Origin of the sequence: Streptomyces sp. CA-249302 (genome assembly GCF_050936785.1) — a bacterium.
In the GTDB taxonomy this organism is placed as follows: domain Bacteria; phylum Actinomycetota; class Actinomycetes; order Streptomycetales; family Streptomycetaceae; genus Streptomyces.
On record NZ_JBNJMG010000001.1, the window covers coordinates 4,553,053 to 4,572,046 of the forward strand.

Annotated in this window: 19 protein-coding genes and 1 tRNA gene; 12 read left to right on the top strand and 8 right to left on the bottom strand. The window is 70.5% G+C overall.

Features of this window, described 5'->3' with window-relative positions; genetic code table 11:
- Window positions 1-24: 24 nt before the first annotated feature.
- Window positions 25-558: an SUKH-3 domain-containing protein gene (locus ACQEWB_RS20265; protein WP_432843905.1), complete on the top strand. Its 534-nt coding sequence runs from the start codon at window positions 25-27 to the stop codon at window positions 556-558.
- A gap of 60 nt (window positions 559-618) precedes the next feature.
- Here ACQEWB_RS20265 and ACQEWB_RS20270 read toward each other — a convergent pair whose 3' ends face one another.
- Entirely contained in the window at window positions 619-1,935 is a 1,317-nt protein-coding gene (locus ACQEWB_RS20270; RefSeq protein WP_432832933.1) for a sensor histidine kinase, read from the bottom strand.
- Window positions 1,936-2,240: 305 nt separating this feature from the next.
- Between ACQEWB_RS20270 and ACQEWB_RS20275 the strand changes: the two genes are divergently transcribed.
- The 7 genes from ACQEWB_RS20275 to ACQEWB_RS20305 all read left to right on the top strand — a co-directional run bounded on the left by ACQEWB_RS20275 (window position 2,241) and on the right by ACQEWB_RS20305 (window position 7,746).
- Window positions 2,241-2,312 (top strand) — tRNA-Gln (locus ACQEWB_RS20275).
- Between the two features lie 122 nt (window positions 2,313-2,434).
- The gene (gene glmU, locus ACQEWB_RS20280) at window positions 2,435-3,883 is read left to right on the top strand and encodes a bifunctional UDP-N-acetylglucosamine diphosphorylase/glucosamine-1-phosphate N-acetyltransferase GlmU (protein WP_432832935.1); all 1,449 of its coding nucleotides are present in this window, start codon (window positions 2,435-2,437) and stop codon (window positions 3,881-3,883) included.
- A 75-nt stretch (window positions 3,884-3,958) separates the two neighbouring features.
- Window positions 3,959-4,939, top strand: coding sequence for a ribose-phosphate diphosphokinase (locus ACQEWB_RS20285; RefSeq protein ID WP_388828124.1), 981 nt, complete (start codon window positions 3,959-3,961; stop codon window positions 4,937-4,939).
- A 161-nt stretch (window positions 4,940-5,100) separates the two neighbouring features.
- The gene (locus tag ACQEWB_RS20290) at window positions 5,101-5,697 is read left to right on the top strand and encodes a 50S ribosomal protein L25/general stress protein Ctc (RefSeq protein ID WP_432832938.1); all 597 of its coding nucleotides are present in this window, start codon (window positions 5,101-5,103) and stop codon (window positions 5,695-5,697) included.
- 70 nt (window positions 5,698-5,767) lie between these two features.
- A complete protein-coding gene (gene pth, locus ACQEWB_RS20295) occupies window positions 5,768-6,370 on the top strand; it encodes an aminoacyl-tRNA hydrolase (protein ID WP_432832940.1) in 603 nt (200 codons plus the stop codon).
- A gap of 66 nt (window positions 6,371-6,436) precedes the next feature.
- On the top strand, window positions 6,437-6,937 hold the full coding sequence (locus ACQEWB_RS20300; RefSeq protein WP_432843907.1) for a hypothetical protein: 501 nt from the start codon (window positions 6,437-6,439) through the stop codon (window positions 6,935-6,937).
- 134 nt (window positions 6,938-7,071) lie between these two features.
- Window positions 7,072-7,746, top strand: coding sequence for an LPXTG cell wall anchor domain-containing protein (locus tag ACQEWB_RS20305; protein ID WP_432832942.1), 675 nt, complete (start codon window positions 7,072-7,074; stop codon window positions 7,744-7,746).
- 73 nt (window positions 7,747-7,819) lie between these two features.
- Here ACQEWB_RS20305 and ppc read toward each other — a convergent pair whose 3' ends face one another.
- Entirely contained in the window at window positions 7,820-10,561 is a 2,742-nt protein-coding gene (ppc, locus tag ACQEWB_RS20310; RefSeq protein WP_432832944.1) for a phosphoenolpyruvate carboxylase, read from the bottom strand.
- Window positions 10,562-10,871: 310 nt separating this feature from the next.
- Between ppc and ACQEWB_RS20315 the strand changes: the two genes are divergently transcribed.
- Complete coding sequence (locus ACQEWB_RS20315; protein ID WP_432832946.1) at window positions 10,872-11,882, top strand: acyl-CoA desaturase; 1,011 nt, start codon at window positions 10,872-10,874, stop codon at window positions 11,880-11,882.
- Window positions 11,879-12,556, top strand: coding sequence for a TetR family transcriptional regulator (locus tag ACQEWB_RS20320; RefSeq protein ID WP_432832948.1), 678 nt, complete (start codon window positions 11,879-11,881; stop codon window positions 12,554-12,556). Before ACQEWB_RS20315 ends, ACQEWB_RS20320 begins: the two co-directional genes overlap by 4 nt.
- Here ACQEWB_RS20320 and ACQEWB_RS20325 read toward each other — a convergent pair.
- Together ACQEWB_RS20325 and ACQEWB_RS20330 are read right to left on the bottom strand one after the other, a co-directional pair.
- Window positions 12,553-12,915: a VOC family protein gene (locus ACQEWB_RS20325; RefSeq protein WP_432832950.1), complete on the bottom strand. Its 363-nt coding sequence runs from the start codon at window positions 12,913-12,915 to the stop codon at window positions 12,553-12,555. The two genes, ACQEWB_RS20320 and ACQEWB_RS20325, sit on opposite strands and share 4 nt — an antisense overlap.
- The gene (locus ACQEWB_RS20330) at window positions 12,915-13,727 is read right to left on the bottom strand and encodes a trans-aconitate 2-methyltransferase (protein ID WP_432832952.1); all 813 of its coding nucleotides are present in this window, start codon (window positions 13,725-13,727) and stop codon (window positions 12,915-12,917) included. The genes ACQEWB_RS20325 and ACQEWB_RS20330 overlap by 1 nt, the downstream gene beginning before the upstream one ends.
- 89 nt (window positions 13,728-13,816) lie before the next feature.
- Here ACQEWB_RS20330 and tamR point away from each other — a divergent pair, with 89 nt between their 5' ends.
- Window positions 13,817-14,314 (top strand): MarR family transcriptional regulator TamR, encoded by a 498-nt coding sequence (gene tamR / locus ACQEWB_RS20335; RefSeq protein WP_432832954.1) that lies wholly within the window; start codon window positions 13,817-13,819, stop codon window positions 14,312-14,314.
- On the opposite strand, the gene ACQEWB_RS20340 is transcribed toward tamR, so the two are convergent.
- Window positions 14,273-15,040 (bottom strand): LuxR C-terminal-related transcriptional regulator, encoded by a 768-nt coding sequence (locus ACQEWB_RS20340; RefSeq protein WP_432832956.1) that lies wholly within the window; start codon window positions 15,038-15,040, stop codon window positions 14,273-14,275. The genes tamR and ACQEWB_RS20340 overlap by 42 nt on opposite strands.
- Window positions 15,041-15,299: 259 nt before the next feature.
- Between ACQEWB_RS20340 and ACQEWB_RS20345 the strand changes: the two genes are divergently transcribed.
- A complete protein-coding gene (locus ACQEWB_RS20345; RefSeq protein WP_432843909.1) occupies window positions 15,300-15,755 on the top strand; it encodes a GNAT family N-acetyltransferase in 456 nt (151 codons plus the stop codon).
- Here the strand turns inward: ACQEWB_RS20345 and galK are convergent.
- From galK to galT, 3 genes are read right to left on the bottom strand one after another with little or no spacing between them, the layout of a single operon-like run.
- Window positions 15,748-16,896, bottom strand: coding sequence for a galactokinase (gene galK / locus ACQEWB_RS20350; RefSeq protein WP_432832958.1), 1,149 nt, complete (start codon window positions 16,894-16,896; stop codon window positions 15,748-15,750). The genes ACQEWB_RS20345 and galK overlap by 8 nt on opposite strands.
- Window positions 16,896-17,858, bottom strand: coding sequence for a UDP-glucose 4-epimerase GalE (gene galE / locus ACQEWB_RS20355; protein ID WP_432832960.1), 963 nt, complete (start codon window positions 17,856-17,858; stop codon window positions 16,896-16,898). Before galE ends, galK begins: the two co-directional genes overlap by 1 nt.
- Window positions 17,858-18,916 carry a galactose-1-phosphate uridylyltransferase gene (gene galT, locus ACQEWB_RS20360; protein WP_432832962.1) on the bottom strand — a complete coding sequence of 353 codons (1,059 nt, stop codon included), beginning with the start codon at window positions 18,914-18,916 and terminating at the stop codon, window positions 17,858-17,860. Before galT ends, galE begins: the two co-directional genes overlap by 1 nt.
- Window positions 18,917-18,994 lie beyond the last annotated feature (78 nt).

Here is an 18,994-nt window from a genome sequence, read left to right on the forward strand (position 1 = left end):
ATGACCTCGACGATCGAAGGGCAGATGCACCCCGACCGCACCGCCTCCACCCATCCCCCGGCGCCACTCGGGCAGGGCGGACCCCCGTCCCGCTTCCCCGCGCCCGTCGACGCCGCGCTGCGCGCCGCCGGCTGGCAGCCCGGACGCTGGGACATAAAACAGGCCGAGTACTGGGCCGACGCCCTGCGCGACCACGCCTCACCGGCCGGCCACCGGCACGCCGTCTTCCCCGCCGCCGTCGAGGCATGGGCCGAGTTCGGCGGCCTCCACGTCACCCCCACCGGACCCGGCCGCCAGGTCGCCCCCACCGCCGTCCACCTCGACCCGCTGCACGGCCTCCACCTGGCCCGCACCCTCGCCGACCTCGGTCGCGCCCTCGACACCGAGGTCAGCCCCCTCGGCACCGAGACCGACACCCAGTCCCTCCTCGCCATCGACGCCGAGGGCCGCGTCTACGCCCTCGACCACACCGGCGACTGGTACCTCGGCCCCGACATCGACCAGGCCCTCTCCGGCCTCGTCACGGGCATCGAACCGGTACGGCTGACGGCGGGCTGAGCCGATACGGCTCCACAGGCCCCAGGGTTACGGCCGTGAGCCCGCCCGGAGTCACGCCCCCTACGCCGCCGGAATCACCGCGGACACCCGGAAACCCCCCGCGTCCGTCGGCCCCGACACGAACACTCCGCCCAGGCCGGTGACCCGCTCCTTCATCCCGACCAGCCCGTTGCCCCCCGACGGCAACCGCGCGGACGAGGCCGAGGCGACCTCCGGCGGCGGCTCGTTCTCCACCTGCATCGCGATCTCCGACACCCGGTGCGCCACCCGCACATACGTCTTCGCGCCCGCCGCATGCTTGTGGACGTTCGTCAACGCCTCCTGGACGACGCGATACGCGGTCTGCTCGATCTCCGCCGCATACAGCCGCGTCTCCCCCTCCACGGACAGATCCACGACCATCCCGGCCGCCGCCGACTGCCCGACCAGCTCCTCCAGTTCGGAGAGGCAGGGGCCCTCGCCCTCGTCGACGGCCCTGGAGGCGGCCACGGCCGCGGCGACCCCGACCGCCGCCAACGGAACAGCGGCGGCCTGCTCCGACGGCCGCCGTACACCGCCGTCCCCACTCCGCAGCACCCCGAGCATCTCCCGCAGCTCGGTCAGCGCCTGCCGCCCCATGTCGCCCACGAGCGCGGCGTTCTTCACGGCCTTCTCGGGATCCTTCCGAGCCACCGCCTGCAAGGCAGCCGCATGCACGACCATCAGACTCACCCGATGCGCCACGACGTCGTGCATCTCCCGGGCGATCCGTGTCCGTTCCTCACCCCGCGCCCACTCCGCGCGCTCCTCCGCGCGCTCGGCGAGCAGCTGCAACTCCCGCTCGAGGCTGTCCGCCCGCTCCCGCAGACTCTCCATCAGCCGCCGCCGGGCGCCCACGTACAGGCCCAGGAGCAGCGGCGGCGCCGTCATCCCGATGGCGATCGTGATCGCGGCGAACGGCACGAACCAGTCGCCGAGCTTCCAGTCCCCGTGCGCCATGTCCTGCTGGACCCGCACGAACATCACGATCAGCATCCCGACCAGCGACATCCCGGCGAGCGAGCCGATGATCCGGCGGGGCAGCTCCGAGGCGGCGAGAGTGTAGAGGCCGACGATGCCCATCAGGTAGCCCATCTGGGCCGGGGTGATGGCGATCGACACCAGCACCACGGCGATGGGCCACTGCCGGCGCACCAGCAGCGCGGAGCCGGCGAGCACGCCGAAGACGACCCCCGCGGCCAACGGGATCCCCGCGTCCCGCGCGAACCGGATCCCCTCGAACGCACACTCCCCCGCGGACGCGGCCGCGAGCCCCACATCCAACGCCGCACTACGCCACCGCTCCCACCACCACGGCCCTCCCCGGCCCGTGGCGTGGTCTTCCCCCGTCGTGGTCATGCCTCCAGCCTACGGGCGCCGACGCCCCGTTTTCCGGTGAGTTTCCGTGACTGGCCTACACCACATTCAGTGACGGACCGAACACGAAACCACCCACTTTCCCTCGAACTGCCGAATCGCACACGGCTCGCCCCCGGAACAGATCATTCCGGCCGGACGACGTGTCCGCGGCCTACCGGGGTTGCCTGGTCATCCACGTCGGCAAGAGCGCTGGCCTATACCGTCGCATCAAGGGCTCCTGGTACGGCATAGTGTTGGGTGCCGACTCAGCGATCTAGCCGAATGTCCGGTTCAGTTGAGTTTGATCCCCCGTGGTGTAATTGGCAGCACTGTGGCTTTTGGTGCCATCTGTCCGGGTTCGAGTCCTGGCGGGGGAGCTCTGCTCGGTTCGGGTCCTGACTGGTGACAGCACTGTCAGGGCCCACTCTCATGTCCCCCACGAAACGCCCCGGTATCCTGCGGATGTCCCCACCCATCCCAAAAGCCGAAGGGCAACCCCGTGAGCGCCATTCGCCCGGCAGCCGTCGTCGTTCTCGCAGCGGGTGAGGGCACCCGTATGAAGTCGGCCACACCCAAGGTCCTGCACGAGCTCTGCGGACGCAGCCTGGTGGGCCATGTGCTGGCCGCCGCCCGTGAGTTGGACCCCGAGAACCTCGTCGTGGTCGTCGGGCACGCGCGGGAGAAGGTCGGCGCCCATCTCGGCGCGATCGACCCCGCCGTACGCACCGCCGTGCAGGAGGAGCAGAACGGCACCGGGCACGCCGTCCGGATCGCCCTGGAGGGACTCGGCGGCAGCGTCGACGGCACCGTCGTGGTCGTCTGCGGCGACACCCCGCTGCTCACCGGCGCCACCCTCCGGCAGCTCGCCGCGGTCCACGCCGCCGACTCGAACGCCGTGACCGTGCTCACCGCCGAGGTCCCGGACGCCACCGGTTACGGCCGGATCGTGCGGGACGAGGCCACGGGTGCCGTCACCGGGATCGTCGAGCACAAGGACGCGACGGAGGCCCAGCGGGCCGTCCGTGAGATCAACTCCGGCGTGTTCGCGTTCGACGGGCAACTGCTCGCCGAGGCGCTGAAGAAGGTGCGGACGGACAACAGCCAGGGCGAGGAGTACCTCACCGACGTGCTGGGGATCCTGCGCGAGGCCGGGCACCGGGTCGGGGCGTCCGTCGCCGGTGACCACCGGGAGATCGCCGGGATCAACAACCGGGTGCAGCTGAGCGAGGCCCGGCGGATCCTGAACGACCGGCTGCTGACCGAGGCGATGCTCGCGGGGGTGACGGTGATCGACCCCGCGACCACCTGGGTCGACGTCACCGTCACCTTCGAGCAGGACGCGGTCGTCCACCCGGGCACCCAGCTGCACGGCTCGACGCACCTGGGCGAGGGCGCCGAGGTCGGCCCCAACTGCCGGCTCACGGACACCAGGGTGGGCGCGGGCGCGCGCGTCGACAACACGGTGGCGTACAGCTCGGAGGTCGGGGCGGGCGCGAGCGTGGGGCCGTACGCCTATCTGCGTCCTGGATCGCGGCTGGGCGTCAAGGGCAAGATCGGTACGTTCGTCGAGACCAAGAACTCCTCGATCGGTGAGGGAACGAAGGTTCCGCATCTGTCGTACGTCGGTGACGCGACCATCGGTGACTTCAGCAACATCGGTGCGGCCAGCGTGTTCGTGAACTACGACGGCGAGAGCAAGCACCACACGACCGTCGGGTCGCACTGCAAGACGGGCTCGGACAATATGTTTGTGGCACCCGTCACGGTCGGGGACGGTGCGTACACCGCCGCGGGGTCCGTGATCACGAAGGACGTGCCCCCCGGTTCGCTGGCCGTGGCCCGTGGTCAGCAGCGGAATATCGAGGGTTGGGTGGCGCGCAAGCGTCCGGGGAGCGCGGCGGCGAAGGCCGCGGAGGCGGCGTCCCAGCAGGTCGAGAGCGAAGGCTGACCGGAAACGGGTGCGCCAAACACGGCGTACCGTGATAAGTGCACACCCAGTTGAGACACCTCTGAGGAGACAGCTGTGACCGGGATCAAGACGACCGGCGAGAAGAAGATGATGTTCTTCTCCGGCCGCGCCCACCCCGAGCTTGCCGAGGAGGTCGCCCAGCAGCTGGGTGTCGGGGTCGTCCCGACGAAGGCCTTCGACTTCGCGAACGGTGAGATCTACGTCCGTTACCAGGAGTCGGCGCGTGGCGCGGACTGCTTCGTGATCCAGAGCCACACGGCTCCGATCAACCAGTGGATCATGGAGCAGCTGATCATGATCGACGCGCTGAAGCGTGCTTCGGCCCGGTCGATCACCGTGATCGTGCCGTTCTACGGCTATGCCCGGCAGGACAAGAAGCACCGTGGCCGTGAGCCGATCTCGGCCCGGCTGATCGCCGATCTGATGAAGACGGCGGGCGCGGACCGGATCCTGACGGTGGACCTGCACACGGACCAGATCCAGGGCTTCTTCGACGGCCCCGTCGACCACCTCTTCGCGCTTCCGCTGCTCGCGGACTACGTGGGCCGCAAGGTCGACCGGGACAAGCTGACCGTGGTCTCGCCGGACGCCGGCCGGGTGCGGGTGGCGGACCGCTGGTGCGACCGGCTGGGCGCGCCCCTGGCGATCGTGCACAAGCGGCGCGACAAGGACGTGGCGAACCAGGTGACCGTCCACGAGGTCGTGGGTGAGGTCAAGGGCCGGGTCTGTGTGCTCGTCGACGACATGATCGACACCGGTGGCACGATCTGCGCCGCTGCAGACGCGCTGTTCGCGCACGGTGCGGAGGACGTCATCGTGACGGCGACGCACGGTGTGCTGTCGGGTCCGGCCGCGGACCGTCTGAAGAACTCCCGGGTGAGCGAGTTCGTGTTCACGAACACGCTGCCGACGCCGGGTGAGCTGGGCGGGGACCTGGACAAGATCACGGTGCTGTCGATCGCGCCGACGATCGCGAGCGCGGTGCGCGAGGTGTTCGAGGACGGTTCGGTGACGAGCCTCTTCGACGAGCAGTAAGCCGTATCACGGTTGATCGATTTTCGCGTGGCCTCCCTCGCTGAGTAGACTGTCCCAGTTGCTCGGCGAGGGAGGCCACGCCTCCGTTATCGACGCGCTCTTCGTAGCAGGCCGTTCGTGGCCGGGTGACCACGTCCGATCTATTTCTACGAGGAGTGATCATGTCCGAGGTCAAGATCTCCGCCGAGACCCGTTCCGAGTTCGGCAAGGGTGCCGCCCGCCGTATCCGCCGTGACGCCAAGGTTCCCGGTGTGCTGTACGGCCACGGTTCCGACCCGCTGCACGTGACCCTGCCGGGCCACGACCTGCTGCTCGCCCTGCGTACGCCGAACGTCCTGATCTCCCTGGACATCGACGGCAAGACCAACGAGCTGGCGATCCCGAAGGCCGTCCAGCGTGACGCGGTCAAGGGTCACCTGGAGCACGTCGACCTGCTGCTGGTCAAGCGTGGCGAGAAGGTCACGGTCGAGGTCCCGGTGCACGCCGAGGGCGAGCTGGCCCCGGGTGGTTACCTGCTGGAGCACGTTCTGAACGCGCTGCCGGTCGAGGCCGAGGCCACCCACATCCCCCAGGCCGTCACGGTCTCCATCGAGGGCCTGGAGGCCGGTGCCTCCGTCCTCGCCAAGGACATCAAGCTCCCGAACGGCACCACGCTGGCCGTCGACGGGGACGCCGTCGTGCTCCAGGTCCTGGCCGCGCAGGCCGAGGAGGCCGCCGAGGGCGAGGAGACCGCGGGCGAGGACGTCGCCGAGGCCTGATCCTCACCTCTCGCCGTTTCGTCAGCCGCTGTTCCCTCACGGGGCAGCGGCTGACGCGTATGAAGGAGACATGCACGTGACGACCGACGCCAACGCCCCGTGGCTGATCGTGGGCCTGGGCAATCCGGGGCCCGAGTACGCCATGAACCGGCACAACGTGGGGTTCATGGTGGCCGATCTGCTGGCCGAGCGGATCGGGGGGAGGTTCAAGCGGGCCGGGAAGGCGCAGGCGCAGGTCGTCGAGGGGCGGATCGGGCCGCCGGGACCGCTCAACCGGCGGGTGATCCTGGCGAAGCCGATGTCGTTCATGAACCTGTCGGGCGGGCCGGTGAACGCGCTCAAGGACTTCTACAAGGTCCCGGTGGCGAACATCGTCGCCGTGCACGACGAGTTGGACATCGACTACGGCGTCCTGCGTCTCAAGCTCGGTGGCGGGGACAACGGGCACAACGGGCTGAAGTCGATGACGAAGGCGTTCTCGGCGGAGTACCACCGGGTGCGGTTCGGGATCGGGCGCCCTCCCGGTCGTATGCAGGTCGCCGACTTCGTGCTGAAGGACTTCTCCGCCGCCGAACGCAAGGAGCTGGACTACTTCGTGGACCGGGCGGCGGACGCGGTGGAGTGTCTGGTGATCGAGGGGCTGGAGCGGGCACAGGGCACGTACAACTCCTGACCGCAAAGCCCGTACAACTGGCGACTTGTCCGGCACCGGAGTTGACCGATCGTGCGGGCATGGCCAATGATCCCCGCCATGCCCGCAGCCACCGCTTCCCGTCAGGTCTCCGTCACCGCGCTGCGGTTCGGGCGGATCGCGGCGATGGGTACCGTCGCGGCGCTGATCCTGATCGCCGGGGTGTGGGCGTCCTGGCGGACCGCGCCGTACGTGATGCTGACGAAGGGGCGGGAGACCGGCACGATCGAGGTGGCGCGGTGCGGGGCGGACACCTGCACGGGTCCGTACACGCCGGTCTCGGAGGGGGCGTCGGGCCGGGACCATGTCGTCATCGACCGGACGGTCGCGGTGAAGAAGGGGCGGACGTACACCGTGGTCGTCATGCCCGGGAGCGACGAGGTGGTCCGCTCGGGCCCGGCCGGGATCCTGTACTCGTGGGTGCCGCTGGGCGGTGCGCTGCTGCTGGCGTCGGTGGTGGTGGCCGGCGGGCTGCGGCGGACGCGGGCCGCGTGGGTCATGGCCGGGACCGGGATCGCACTGCTCACGGCAGCTTTCGTGACGATCTGACGGTTTCCCCTGTTCTCCCCTTTGTGGAGAGTCTGTGTGTTGCCTGTTCGTGATTGACCGTAGGTCAGTGATGGCTGGAAGCTGAGCCGCCCCCTCCACATCTTCCCGTCCGTAACTCGAAGATGGACTGCCCCATGCGTACCCTCACCCGTGCCGGCGCCCTGTCCGCCGTCGCCGCGGCCGCGCTGTTCACCGCGCCCGTCGCCGCCCACGCCACCGCTCCCGGAGACAACGGGACCGTCAAGATCCACGATGCCAGGACCGGCGAGGAGCTCAGGCGGAACGAACCGCACGTCTGCACGTTCTACCTGGACGCCTTCGGTTTCGACGCCGTCCAGCAGGTCGGCTGGCACATCGAGGCCTGGGCCCCGACCGCCGGCACCAAGGGCGCGACCGTGAAGTCCGGGGACATCGTCCTGGACGCCCAGGGGCACGGCCGTACCGAGGACCTGTCGCTGCCCGACGGTCACTACAAGCTGTTCTGGAACTTCGCAGGCGAGAAGGGCGCCGCCAAGCACAAGGTGTTCTGGACTGACTGCGGGAAGGACGACTCGAAGGGCGGCGGTGGTACGACGTCCACCTCGGCGCCGTCCGCGTCGGCCTCCGTGTCCGCCTCGCCCGACTCCCCCACCGCGTCGCCGAGTTCGGCCGCGGGCGGGGCTCCGGCCGCGTCGCCCTCCGCGCAGGGCGGTGACTCCGGCGACCTCGCCGAGACCGGGAACGGCGCGCCCGTCGGTCTGCTCTCGGGGCTCGCGGCGACGCTGGTCGCCGGGGGCGGTTACCTCCTGGCCAGGCGGCGCCGGGGCTGACGTACACAAGGCGGAGAAGAAAGGTGCCCCCGAGCCCGTACAAGGCTCGGGGGCACCCCCGGTTGCACGTCCGTCAGCCGGTGTTGCGCAGGCCCGCCGCGACGCCGTTGACCGTGAGGAGCAGGGCGCGGGCGAGCAGCGGGTCGGGGGTCTCGCCCGCGGCCGCAGCGTCGCGCTGGCGCTTGAGGAGGGTCACCTGGAGGTAGGAGATCGGGTCCAGGTAGGCGTCCCGGATGGCGAAGGTCTGCTTCAACACGGGGGTGGCGTCGAGGAGTTCGGACTCACCGGTGACCCGGAGGACCTCGCGCACGGTCAGTTCGTGCTCGGCGCGGATGGTGTCGAAGACGTGCTTCAGCTCGTCCGGGACGAGGGTGTCGACGTAGTGGGCGGCGATCCGCAGGTCGGTCTTGGCGAGGGTCATCTCGACGTTGGAGACGAAGTTGCGGAAGAAGTGCCACTGTTCGTGCATCTCGTCGAGCACGGTGTCGAGGCCCGCCTCGCGCAGCGCCTTGAGGCCGGAGCCGACGCCGTACCAGCCGGGGACGATCTGCCGGGACTGGGTCCAGCCGAACACCCACGGGATGGCGCGCAGTCCGTCGAGGGAGACGCCGGAGCCGGGGCGGCGGGAGGGCCGCGAGCCGAGGTGCAGGTCGGCGAGCTGGTCCACCGGCGTCGACGCGAGGAAGTAGGTCGGCAGGTCCGGGTCCTCGACGAGCCTGCGGTAGGCGGCGTGGGCGGCGTCCGACACGACGTCCATCGCCGCGTCCCAGCGGGCCAGGGCCTCGTCGGACTGGCGCGGGGCGGTGTGCAGGGCGGAGGCCTGGAGGGTGGCGGCGACCGTCAGTTCCAGGTTCTCGCGGGCCAGGGACGGCACGAGGTACTTGTCGGAGATGACCTCGCCCTGCTCGGTCACCTTGATCTCGCCCTCCAGGGTGCCCCAGGGCTGGGCGAGGATCGCGTCGTGGGACGGACCGCCACCGCGGCCCACCGTGCCGCCACGGCCGTGGAACAACCGCAGCCGTACGCCGTACCGGTGGGCGACGTCACGCAGCCGCCGCTGGGCGCGGTGGATCTCCCACTGGGAGGTGGTGATGCCGCCGAACTTCGACGAGTCCGAGTAGCCGAGCATGACCTCCTGGACGTCTCCGCGCAGCGCGACCAGGCGCCGGTAGGACGGGTCGGAGAGCATGTCCTCCAGGATGGTGTCGGCGGCCTTGAGCTCGTCCGTGGTCTCCAGGAGCGGCACGATGCCGATCTTCGCCCAGCCGGCGTGCAGGTCGATCAGACCGGCCTCGCGGGCGAGGACGGCGGCGGCGAAGACGTCGTCCGCGCCCTGGCACATCGAGATGATGTACGACTCGACGACCTCGGGCCCGAAGACCGCGAGGGCCTTCTTGACCGTCTCGAACACGCCGAGGGTCTTGGCGCCGGCCGCGTCCACGGGCGCCGGGGTGGGCGCCAGCGGCCGCCGCGACCTGAGCTCCTTCGCGAGCAGCTTGGAGCGGTACTCGCGAGGCATGTCCGTGTACCGCCAGGACTCCTCGCCGAGCCGGTCGAAGAGCTGGCCGAGGGCGTGGTGGTGGGCGTCCGCGTGCTCGCGCACGTCCATGGTGGCGAGCTGGAGGCCGAAGGCGGCGAGGGTGCGGATGGTGCGGTCCAGGCGGCCGTCGGCGAAGAGGCCGCCGCGGTGTTCGCGCAGGGAGGTCTGGATGAGCGTGAGGTCGGCGAGCAGTTCGGCGGTGCCGAGGTAGTCGTGGCCGGCCTCGTGCGGGATGCCCCTGGCCAGGCGCTGCTTGGTGTTCTCCAGCTTCTGCCGGATGCAGGTGGCCTTGAGCCGGTAGGGCTCCTCGGCGTTGAGGCGCTTGTAGCGGGGGCTGATCTCGGGCAGGCGCTCCAGGTCGGCCTGGAGCGAGTCGAGGAGCTCCTGGGTCGCGCCGGTGTAGCGGATGGAGTTCGACAGGAAGCCGCGCAGCTCGTCGACCATGTCGAGGGCGTCGTTGATGCCGTGCTCGTGCTGGAGGATCAGGACGTCCCAGGTGACCTGGGGGGTGACGTTCGGGTTGCCGTCGCGGTCGCCGCCGATCCAGGTGCCGAAGGTGAGCGGGCGGGTGTCGTCGGGCAGCCTGACGCCGACGCGCTCCAGCTCGGCGGTGAGGTCCTCCAGGACGTCGCCGACGGCGCCGGCGTGCAGCTCGTCCAGGTAGTAGATGGCGTTGCGGGCCTCGTCGGCGGGCTCGGGGCGTACGACGCGCAGCTCGTCGGTCTGCCAGACGAGGTCGATGTTCTCGGCCAGGCGGGTGTCGTAGCGGCGCCGGTCGGACTCGATGACCGGGGTCTCCAGGAGCGTGGCGATGCGCCTCAGCTTGTTGAGGACCGAGCGGCGGGCGGCCTCGGTGGGATGCGCGGTGAACACCGGCCGGACGTTGAGGTGGGCGACCGTCTGGCGGAGGTGCTCGGGGTCGGCGTCCTTGAGGCGGTCGGCGGTGCGGGCCAGCAGACCGCCCTCGGCGGCGCGCCGGGCGCGCAGCTCGCGGCCGCGGTGGACCTGCTCGGTGACGTTGGCGAGGTGGAAGTAGGTGGAGAAGGCGCGGACCAGCTTGGCGGCGGTCTCCAGTTCGGTGCCGCGCAGCAGTTCGGCGGCGGCCTCTCCGTCCTCGCGGGTCAGGCGGCGCACCTTCTCGACGAGCTCCAGCAGCTCGGGGCCCTCCTGCCGGACGAGGGTCTCGCCCAGGAGGTCACCCAGCCGGCGGATGTCGGCGCGCAGCTCGGGGCTGGTCGACGCGGTGTTCGAAGTCAGGTCGTCGGCACTGCTCACAGGTGCGGCTCCTTGCAGTGTTGAAGCTCGTCCGGCAGGGGAACCCGGCTGCTCCGGGCCGCGCGACGGCTGCCGCATACGGCCCTGACATCCGGGAAGGAATCAGAGCGGACCGCGCTGTCCGACCGAATCCAAGGATAGGTGTCCATGCGGACGCGCAGACTCTCGGGCTCTTGCCGCCGGTCGGCGCACTGCCATACTTACGACGCCGTAGGTTACGGAACCGTAGGGACCGTTGTAACGGAACCTGGGCACGGTTCCCCTGCCACCCGGCACCAGTCTCAAACTTCGACCCCACAGGGGACGCCCCATGACCACAACTTCCGATGTGATCGACGACGCCCCGAAGGCGCACAACGACACCCCGCCCACCTGGGGAACCCTCGGCGGCGAGAAAAAGGGGTCCGTCGAGCAGTCCGCCCTTCTCCTCTTCATCGTCGTCCCCTTCCTGGCGCTCCTCACGGCGGTCCCGCTTGCCTGGGGCTGGGGCGTGAGCTGGCTCGACCTCGGCCTGCTGGTCTTCTTCTACTTCCTCGGCTGCCACGGCGTGACGATCGGCTTCCACCGCTACTTCACCCACGGCTCCTTCAAGGCGAAGCGCCCGCTGCGGATCGCGCTCGCCGTCGCCGGCTCGCTGGCGGTGGAGGGCCCGCTGATCCGCTGGGTCGCCGACCACCGCAAGCACCACAAGTTCTCCGACGCGGAGGGCGACCCGCACTCCCCGTGGCGCTTCGGCGAGACCCTTCCGGCGCTGATGAAGGGCCTGTGGTGGGCGCACATCGGCTGGATGTTCGACGAGGAGCGCACCCCGCAGGACAAGTACGCCCCGGACCTGATCAAGGACCCGGCGATCCGGGCGATCTCCCGGCAGTTCATCTACTGGACGATGCTCTCCCTCGCCCTGCCCGCGCTGATCGGCGGTCTGGTCACGATGTCCTGGTGGGGCGCGTTCACCGGCTTCTTCTGGGGGTCGCTCGTACGGGTGGCGCTGCTGCACCACGTCACCTGGTCGATCAACTCGATCTGCCACGCGGTCGGCAAGCGGCCGTTCAAGTCGCGCGACCGCTCGGGCAACGTGTGGTGGCTGGCCGTGCTGTCCTGCGGCGAGTCCTGGCACAACCTGCACCACGCCGACCCGACCTCGGCGCGGCACGGTGTGATGCGCGGTCAGGTGGACTCCTCGGCGCGGATCATCCGCTGGTGCGAGCAGCTGGGCTGGGCGTACGACGTGCGCTGGCCGTCACGCTCGCGTATCGATTCGCGCCGTAACACCGGCCAAGAGGGCTCTCGGCGCCGGAAGGAGACGGCCGAGGCGGCATGATTGACGGCGTGGCGACCGATCCGAGCAGCACCCCGAGCCCAGAGAAGCCGCGGCGAGCGCGTCGCACCCGGATGACGGGCGCCGAGCGACGGGCGCAGCTGCTGGAGATCGGTCGCACCCTGTTCGCCGCGAAGGGCTTCGAGGCCACGTCGGTCGAGGAGATCGCGGCGAAGGCCGGGGTCTCCAAGCCGGTGGTGTACGAGCACTTCGGCGGCAAGGAGGGGCTGTACGCGGTGGTGGTGGACCGCGAGATGCGGCGCCTCCTCGACATGGTGACCAGCTCGCTGACCGCCGGCCACCCCCGTGAGCTCTGCGAACAGGCGGCCTTCGCCCTCCTCGACTACATCGAGGAGTACACGGACGGCTTCCGCATCCTGGTCCGCGACTCCCCCATCCCGCAGTCCACGGGCTCCTTCGCGTCGCTGATCTCGGACATCGCCACCCAGGTGGAGGACATCCTGGGCCGCGAGTTCAAGAGCCGCGGCTTCGACCCGAAGCTGGCCCCCCTCTACGCCCAGGCCCTGGTCGGCATGGTCGCCCTGACCGGCCAGTGGTGGCTGGACGTGCGCCGCCCGAGGAAGGCGGAGGTCGCCGCCCATCTGGTGAACCTGGCCTGGCACGGCCTGGACGGCCTGGAGGCCAAGCCGCACCTGATAGGGCGCCGCAAGGCCTAGGCCCGCGGTTCCAGGAACTCCAGCCGGTTGCCCACGGGGTCCTCGGAGTAGAAGCGCCGGTGGCCCGGGAGGTCGTCGTCCCAGGTGACGCTCGCTCCCCCGGCCTCCAGCCTGGAGGCGTACGCCTCGATCCCGGTGACCCGCAGCCCCGGATGCGCCTTCTTCGCGGGCCTGAAGTCCTTCTCCACCCCCAGGTGCAGCTGCACCTGCCCCGCCCGGAACCAGCACCCGCCCCGCGCAGCGAGCACCGGTGGCTTGGGGATCTCCGTCATGCCGAGGACGTCGGCGTAGTAGGCGCGCAACAGGTCCTCGCAGCCCGGCGGTGCCGCCAGCTGGACATGATCGACGACGGTCAGCATCAGGCCTCCTTGCGGGCCACGGCGAAGATCCGGCGGAACGGGAAGGGCGTGCCGTGGGCGGTCGCCGGATAGGCCTCGCGCAGGGCCGCCCGGTACTCGGCGACGAACTCCTCCCGGGCCGCCGGGTCTTCGGCGAGGGCGGTGAGGACCGGCCGCAGTCCCGTCCCCTTCACCCAGTCAAGGACCGGGTCCTCGCCGGTCAGGAGATGGACGTACGTGGTCTCCCAGACGTCCGCCTCGCAGCCGAGCGCGGTCAGCCTCTCCAGGTAGGTCTCCGGTGCGAGCACCGCGTCGTCGTGCCGGAGGGTCTCGGCGAGGCGGTCCTTCCAGCGGGCGGAGTGGGCGAGTTCGCGCATCAACCGGTGGCTGGGGGCGGAGAAGTTGCCGGGCACCTGGAAGGCGAAGGTCCCGCCGGGGACCAGCCCGTCGATCCAGTCGGCGAAACGCTCCACGTGCCCCGGCACCCACTGGAGCGTGGCGTTGCTGACGATCAGGTCGTACGGCCGCGGCGGCGCCCAGGTGCGGACGTCGGCGTAGGAGAAGTCCAGGCGTCCGCCGCCCGGCGTCTCTCCCTCGTGCTCCACCAGCGCCTGGTCGAGCATCTCGGGCGAGTTGTCGTACCCGGTGATGTGCGCGGTGGGCCAGCGGTCGGCGAGCAGCACGGTGACGTTGCCCGGGCCGCAGCCGAGGTCGGCGACCGCGGGTTGCGCGGAGGGCAGGTCGGGGACGCGGGCCAGGAGGTCGACGAAGGGGCGGGCGCGGTGGCCGGCGTGCCGGAGGTACTGGGCGGGGTCCCAGGTGGGCGTCTTCATACCGTCCACCTTCCCCGGAAATTTATCTTGATGTCAAGAGACTCGACATCAAGAGACTTCACGTCGACACAACCACTACACTGATCGTCATGGAGGACGAGGTCGATCGACTGGTCGCAGCATGGCGCCGGGAGCGTCCGGACCTCGACGTGGAACCGCTCGAGGTGCTCAGCCGGGTGAGCCGGCTGGCCCGGCACCTGGACCGGGCACGCCGGCTGGCCTTCGCCGAGCACAGCCTGGAGCCCTGGGAGTTCGACGTGCTGACCGCACTGAGGCGCGCGGGCACGCCGTACCAGCTCTCGCCGGGGCAGCTGCTGACGCAGACCCTGGTCACCTCGGGCACGATGACGAACCGCATCGACCGCTTGGCCAAGAAGGGCCTGGTGGAGCGGTTGCCCGACCCCAGCGACCGGCGCGGGGTGCTGGTGCGGCTGTCCGACGAGGGCCGGGACCGCGCGGACCAGGCCCTGGCCGGACTCCTGGACCAGGAGCGCGCGATCCTCGCCGAGCTCTCCCGGGCCCAGCGCGGCGAACTCGCCGGTCTGCTACGCCAGCTGACCGCCCCGTTCGACAACATCCCCGGCTAGGTCCACGGGTCCGACGCCCGCCCGGCGCGCGAGCGCGACCGCGGCCAGGGTGGAGTGGACGCCCAGTTTGCCGAGGACGTTCTGCATATGGGTGCGGACGGTGTGTGGGGACAGGAACAGGCGCTCGGCGACGGCCTTGCGCCCCAGCCCCGCCACCATGCAACGGAGCACCTCCCGCTCCCGCGGGGTCAGCGACTCCACGAGCCGTTCGCTCTCGGTGCGGTGCTTGCGCGCGGCCGTCAACTCCCGCAGGACGCCCGTGAGGAGAGCCGGCGGCAGATGGGTCTCGTCGCGCAGGACCCCTCGTATGACATTGAGCAGCCGGGACAGCGAGCAGTCCTTGGCGACCCAGCCGGAGGCCCCGGCCTGCAGGGCGAGCGCGGCCCGGCGCGGGTCGTCCTTCTCGGCGAGTACGACGATCCGTACGCCCGGCTGCGCGGTGCGCACCCCGGCGACCAGCGAGATCCCGTCGACCAGCCCGTCCTCGTTGTTGTCCTGGACCGGCACGGCGGGGCGTACGCCCGGCACGTTGCCGCCCAGGTCGGAGTCGACCAGCAGTACGTCGAAACGGCGCCCCTCGGCGGCCGCCCGCTCCAGACTGCGCAGCGCGGCGGGACCGCTGCCTGCGGCGGAGACGTCGACGTCGGGCTCGGCCGCCAGGGCGGCGGCGAGCGACTCGGCGAAGATGCGGTGGTCGTCGACGACCAGCACTCGGATGCGAACCACGAAACCCCCTTCCCCGATGCTCCTTGAGGAGCAGGGGATACCCCTTCGTCGGGAGACGGTACGGGTGCAGGTACGACACCCGAAGCGCGATGGCCCGGCATGGCCGCCGCCATGCGGAATCTGTTACCCCCACTTCGGGCGTCGTACCCGACTGTCTCGCCCCCTGATCAACACCGGCCCCCACCGGTGCTGTTCATCAGGGTACGGCCGGGGGCGGGGAGCGGAAGGTAATTTGCAGAACTGGCTGTCCGGCGCGTTTATGGTGAGCCGCATGTTTCGTCTTGAGACAGAAGTCGACAAGGCCCGGCGCGATCTTCTCCGAATGCGGCTGCGGGACACCAACACGGCGGCCTCGCCCGTGCTCCGCGCCCTGCGCGGAACCCCAGGTGAACGGGAACTTCCGCTCCATGTCTGGGCGTTGGCGGAGGGCGGCGAACTGGCGGGCGGGCTCGTCGGCCACACCTGGACGAGCTGGCTGCACGTCAGCTATCTGTGGGTGGACGAGAGGCACCGGGGCACCCGGCTGGGTTCGCAACTGCTCGCGGAGGCGGAGCGGATCGCGCGCGGCGAGCGCGGCTGCGACCGGTCCCGGGTGGAGACCTGGGACTTCCAGGCGCCGGGGTTCTACCGGAAGCAGGGGTACGAGGTGGTGTGCGTGATCCCCGACTATCCGCCGGGGATCACCGAGTACACGTTGACCAAGCGGCTCAGCTGAGCCGGCGCGCCCCCGCCGAGGGCACCGCCTCGAAGGTGCGCGGGGCGGTGAAGCCCGCCGCCGCGAAGGCCTCCTCGACCGCCTTCGTGATCGTGTCCACGTCGGCCGCCTCGGCCAGCACGATCGCCGAGCCGCCGAAGCCGCCACCGGTCATCCGGGCGCCCAGGGCGCCGGCGGCGAGGGCGGTGTCGACGACCAGGTCCAGCTCCGGGCAGGAGATGCGGAAGTCGTCGCGCAGCGAGGCGTGACCGGCGATCAGCACCGGGCCGATCGCGCGGGTCTCGCCCGACTCCAGCAGGGCGACGACCTTCTCCACCCGCTCGTCCTCGGTGACGACGTGCCGGACCAGCCGGACCGCCTCCTCGTCGTCGCCGAGCCGGGCCAGGGCCTCGTCGAGCCCGTCGTACGGCACATCCCGCAGTGCGTCGACGCCCAGCAGCGCCGCACCCCGCTCGCAGCCCGCCCGGCGCTTGCCGTACTCGCCGTCGCTGTGGGCGTGCTTGACCTGGGTGTCGACCACCAGCAGGCGCATGCCCTCGGCGGCCAGGTCGAAGGGGATCTGCTTCTGGGAGAGGTCCCGGGTGTCGAGGAAGAGGGCGTGGCCCTGCTCGCAGCACGCGGAGGCCGTCTGGTCCATGATCCCGGTGGGGGCGCCCACGTAGACGTTCTCGGCGCGCTGACACAGGCGGGCCAACTGCCAGCGCTGGAGCCCCAGTTCGTACAGGTCGTTGAGCGCCAGGGCGATCACGACCTCCAGCGCGGCCGAGGAGGACAGGCCCGCGCCCGACGGGACCGTCGAGGTGAGGTGGACGTCGGCACCGGTGACCTGGTGGCCGGCCTCGCGCAACGCCCAGACCACGCCCGAGGGGTACGCCGTCCAGTTACGGTCGGACTCCGGGGCGAGGTCGTCCAGGCGCAGCTCGACGACGCCACCCTCGACGTCCGCCGAGTGCAGGCGCAGGATCCCGTCCGCGCGCCGGGAGACGGCCGCGACGGCGGTGTGCGGCAGCGCGAAGGGCATCACGAAGCCGTCGTTGTAGTCGGTGTGCTCACCGATGAGGTTGACGCGGCCCGGCGCCGACCAGACGCCCTCGGGCTCGGTCCCGTAGAGCTCCACGAAACCGCGCTGCACCTGCTCCACTACTGCTCCCTTGCGATGTTCTGCGCGAACTCCCACGCGTCCGCGACGATCCCCGCGAGGTCCGCGCGGGACGGGTTCCAGCCCAGCTTCTCGCGGGCGTTCTGGGCGGAGGCCACCAGGACCGCCGGGTCGCCGCCGCGGCGCGGGGCCACGACCTCGGGGATCGGGTGCCCGGTGACCTGGCGGACGGTCTCGACGACCTGGCGGACGGAGAAGCCCTCGCCGTTGCCGAGGTTGCAGATCAGGTGCTCGCCCGGGGTGGCGGCCGCCACGGCGAGCAGGTGGGCCTCGGCCAGGTCCGCGACGTGGATGTAGTCGCGGACGCAGGTGCCGTCCGGCGTCGGGTAGTCGTCGCCGTACACCGAGATGGCCTCGCGCCTGCCCTGGGCGACCTGGAGGACCAGCGGGATGAGGTGCGACTCGGGGTCGTGCCGCTCGCCCTGGGCGCCGTACGCGCCGGCCACGTTGAAGTAGCGCAGGGAGACCGCGCCCAGGCCGTGGGCGGCCGCCTCGCCGGTGATCATGTGGTCGACGGCGAGCTTGGTGGCGCCGTACGGGTTGGTGGGGGCCGTCTGGGCGGTCTCGACGATCGGGACCTCCTTCGGCTCGCCGTACGTGGCGGCCGTGGAGGAGAAGACGAGCTTGCGGACGCCGGCCTCGCGCATCGCGGCGAGCAGCGCCATGGTGCCGCCGACGTTGTTGTCCCAGTACTTCTCGGGCTTGACGACGGACTCGCCGACCTGGGACGAGGCGGCGAAGTGCAGGACCGCCTCGAAGGAGGCGTCCAGCCACTTCGCGGCGTCGCGGATGTCGCCCTCGATGAAGGCCGCGCCGGACGGCACGCCCTCACGGAAGCCGGTGGAGAGGTTGTCGAGCACGACGACCTCGTGGCCCGCCTCCAGCAGGTGCTGGGCCACCACACTGCCGACGTAACCCGCGCCACCCGTCACCAGGTACTTCATCAACTCGCTACCTCTCGCAGTCGCTCGGCCGCGGCCTCCGGCCGGATGTCGTTGATGAACACGCTCATGCCGGACTCGGAACCCGCGAGGAACTTCAGCTTGCCGGAGGTCCGTCGGATGGTGAAAAGCTCGAGGTGGAGCGCGAAGTCGTCACGGTTGACGCCGTCGAACTCCTCCAGCGCGCCGAACGGGGCCTGGTGCCAGGCCGCGATGTACGGCGTCGAGGGCTCGTGCTCACCGAAGATCCGGTCGAAGCGCCTCAAGAGTTCCAGATAGACCTTGGGGAACTCTGTGCGCGCGCCCTCGTCGAGCCCGAGCAGATCCGGTACCCGGCGCTTCGGATACAGGTGGACCTCGTACGGCCAGTGCGCGGAGTACGGCACGAAGGCGACCCAGTGTTCACCCTCCAGGACGACCCGCTCACCGGCGAGTTCGCTCTCCAGGACGGCGTCGAACAGGTTCTCGCCCCCGGTCGCCTCCTTGTGGGCCGCGAGTGAACGCAGCATCAGCGCGGTGCGCGGGGTGGTGAACGGGTACGCGTAGATCTGGCCGTGCGGATGACCGAGCGTCACGCCGATCTCCGCGCCGCGGTTCTCGAAGCAGAACACCTGCTGCACGGAGGGGAGATGCGACAGCTCCGAGGTGCGGTCCGTCCACGCCTCCAGGACCAGCCCGGCCTGCTCCTCGGTGAGGTCGGCGAAGGAGGCGTTGTGGTCGGAGGTGAAGCAGACCACCTCACAGCGGCCGGAGTCGCCGGCCAGCGAGGGGAAACGGTTCTCGAAGACCACGACGTCGTACGACGAGTCCGGGATCTCGCTGAGCCGGTCGCCCTCGGAGGGGCACAGCGGACACTCGTCGGCCGGCGGATGGTAGGTGCGGCCCTGGCGGTGCGAGGCGATCGCCACCGAGTCGCCGAGCAGCGGGTCACGGCGGATCTCGGAGGTCGTGACGGTCCGCTCCAGCGGCCGCCGGTCCACCGCGTCCCGCACGTTGTCGTCGCGCAGGTCGTAGTAGATGAGCTCGCGACCGTCGGCCAGCCGGGTCGAGGTCTTCTTCACTGCGACTCCCTATTCGAGCCACTCAATCATCAAACAGAACCGAACACATCGAAACACAACGCACCACCAGCGTCAACG

Coding starts and splice junctions, on each gene's coding strand:
- ACQEWB_RS20330 (WP_432832952.1), bottom strand. CDS start 13,727: ATGAAGACGCCCACCTGGGACCCCGCCCAGTACCTCCGGCACGCCGGC.
- ACQEWB_RS20345 (WP_432843909.1), top strand. CDS start 15,300: ATGGTGAGCCGCATGTTTCGTCTTGAGACAGAAGTCGACAAGGCCCGG.
- ACQEWB_RS20290 (WP_432832938.1), top strand. CDS start 5,101: ATGTCCGAGGTCAAGATCTCCGCCGAGACCCGTTCCGAGTTCGGCAAG.
- tamR (WP_432832954.1), top strand. CDS start 13,817: ATGGAGGACGAGGTCGATCGACTGGTCGCAGCATGGCGCCGGGAGCGT.
- galE (WP_432832960.1), bottom strand. CDS start 17,858: ATGAAGTACCTGGTGACGGGTGGCGCGGGTTACGTCGGCAGTGTGGTG.
- ACQEWB_RS20315 (WP_432832946.1), top strand. CDS start 10,872: ATGACCACAACTTCCGATGTGATCGACGACGCCCCGAAGGCGCACAAC.
- ACQEWB_RS20270 (WP_432832933.1), bottom strand. CDS start 1,935: ATGACCACGACGGGGGAAGACCACGCCACGGGCCGGGGAGGGCCGTGG.
- ACQEWB_RS20325 (WP_432832950.1), bottom strand. CDS start 12,915: ATGCTGACCGTCGTCGATCATGTCCAGCTGGCGGCACCGCCGGGCTGC.
- ACQEWB_RS20305 (WP_432832942.1), top strand. CDS start 7,072: ATGCGTACCCTCACCCGTGCCGGCGCCCTGTCCGCCGTCGCCGCGGCC.
- ACQEWB_RS20320 (WP_432832948.1), top strand. CDS start 11,879: ATGATTGACGGCGTGGCGACCGATCCGAGCAGCACCCCGAGCCCAGAG.
- ACQEWB_RS20300 (WP_432843907.1), top strand. CDS start 6,437: ATGATCCCCGCCATGCCCGCAGCCACCGCTTCCCGTCAGGTCTCCGTC.
- pth (WP_432832940.1), top strand. CDS start 5,768: ATGCACGTGACGACCGACGCCAACGCCCCGTGGCTGATCGTGGGCCTG.
- ACQEWB_RS20265 (WP_432843905.1), top strand. CDS start 25: ATGCACCCCGACCGCACCGCCTCCACCCATCCCCCGGCGCCACTCGGG.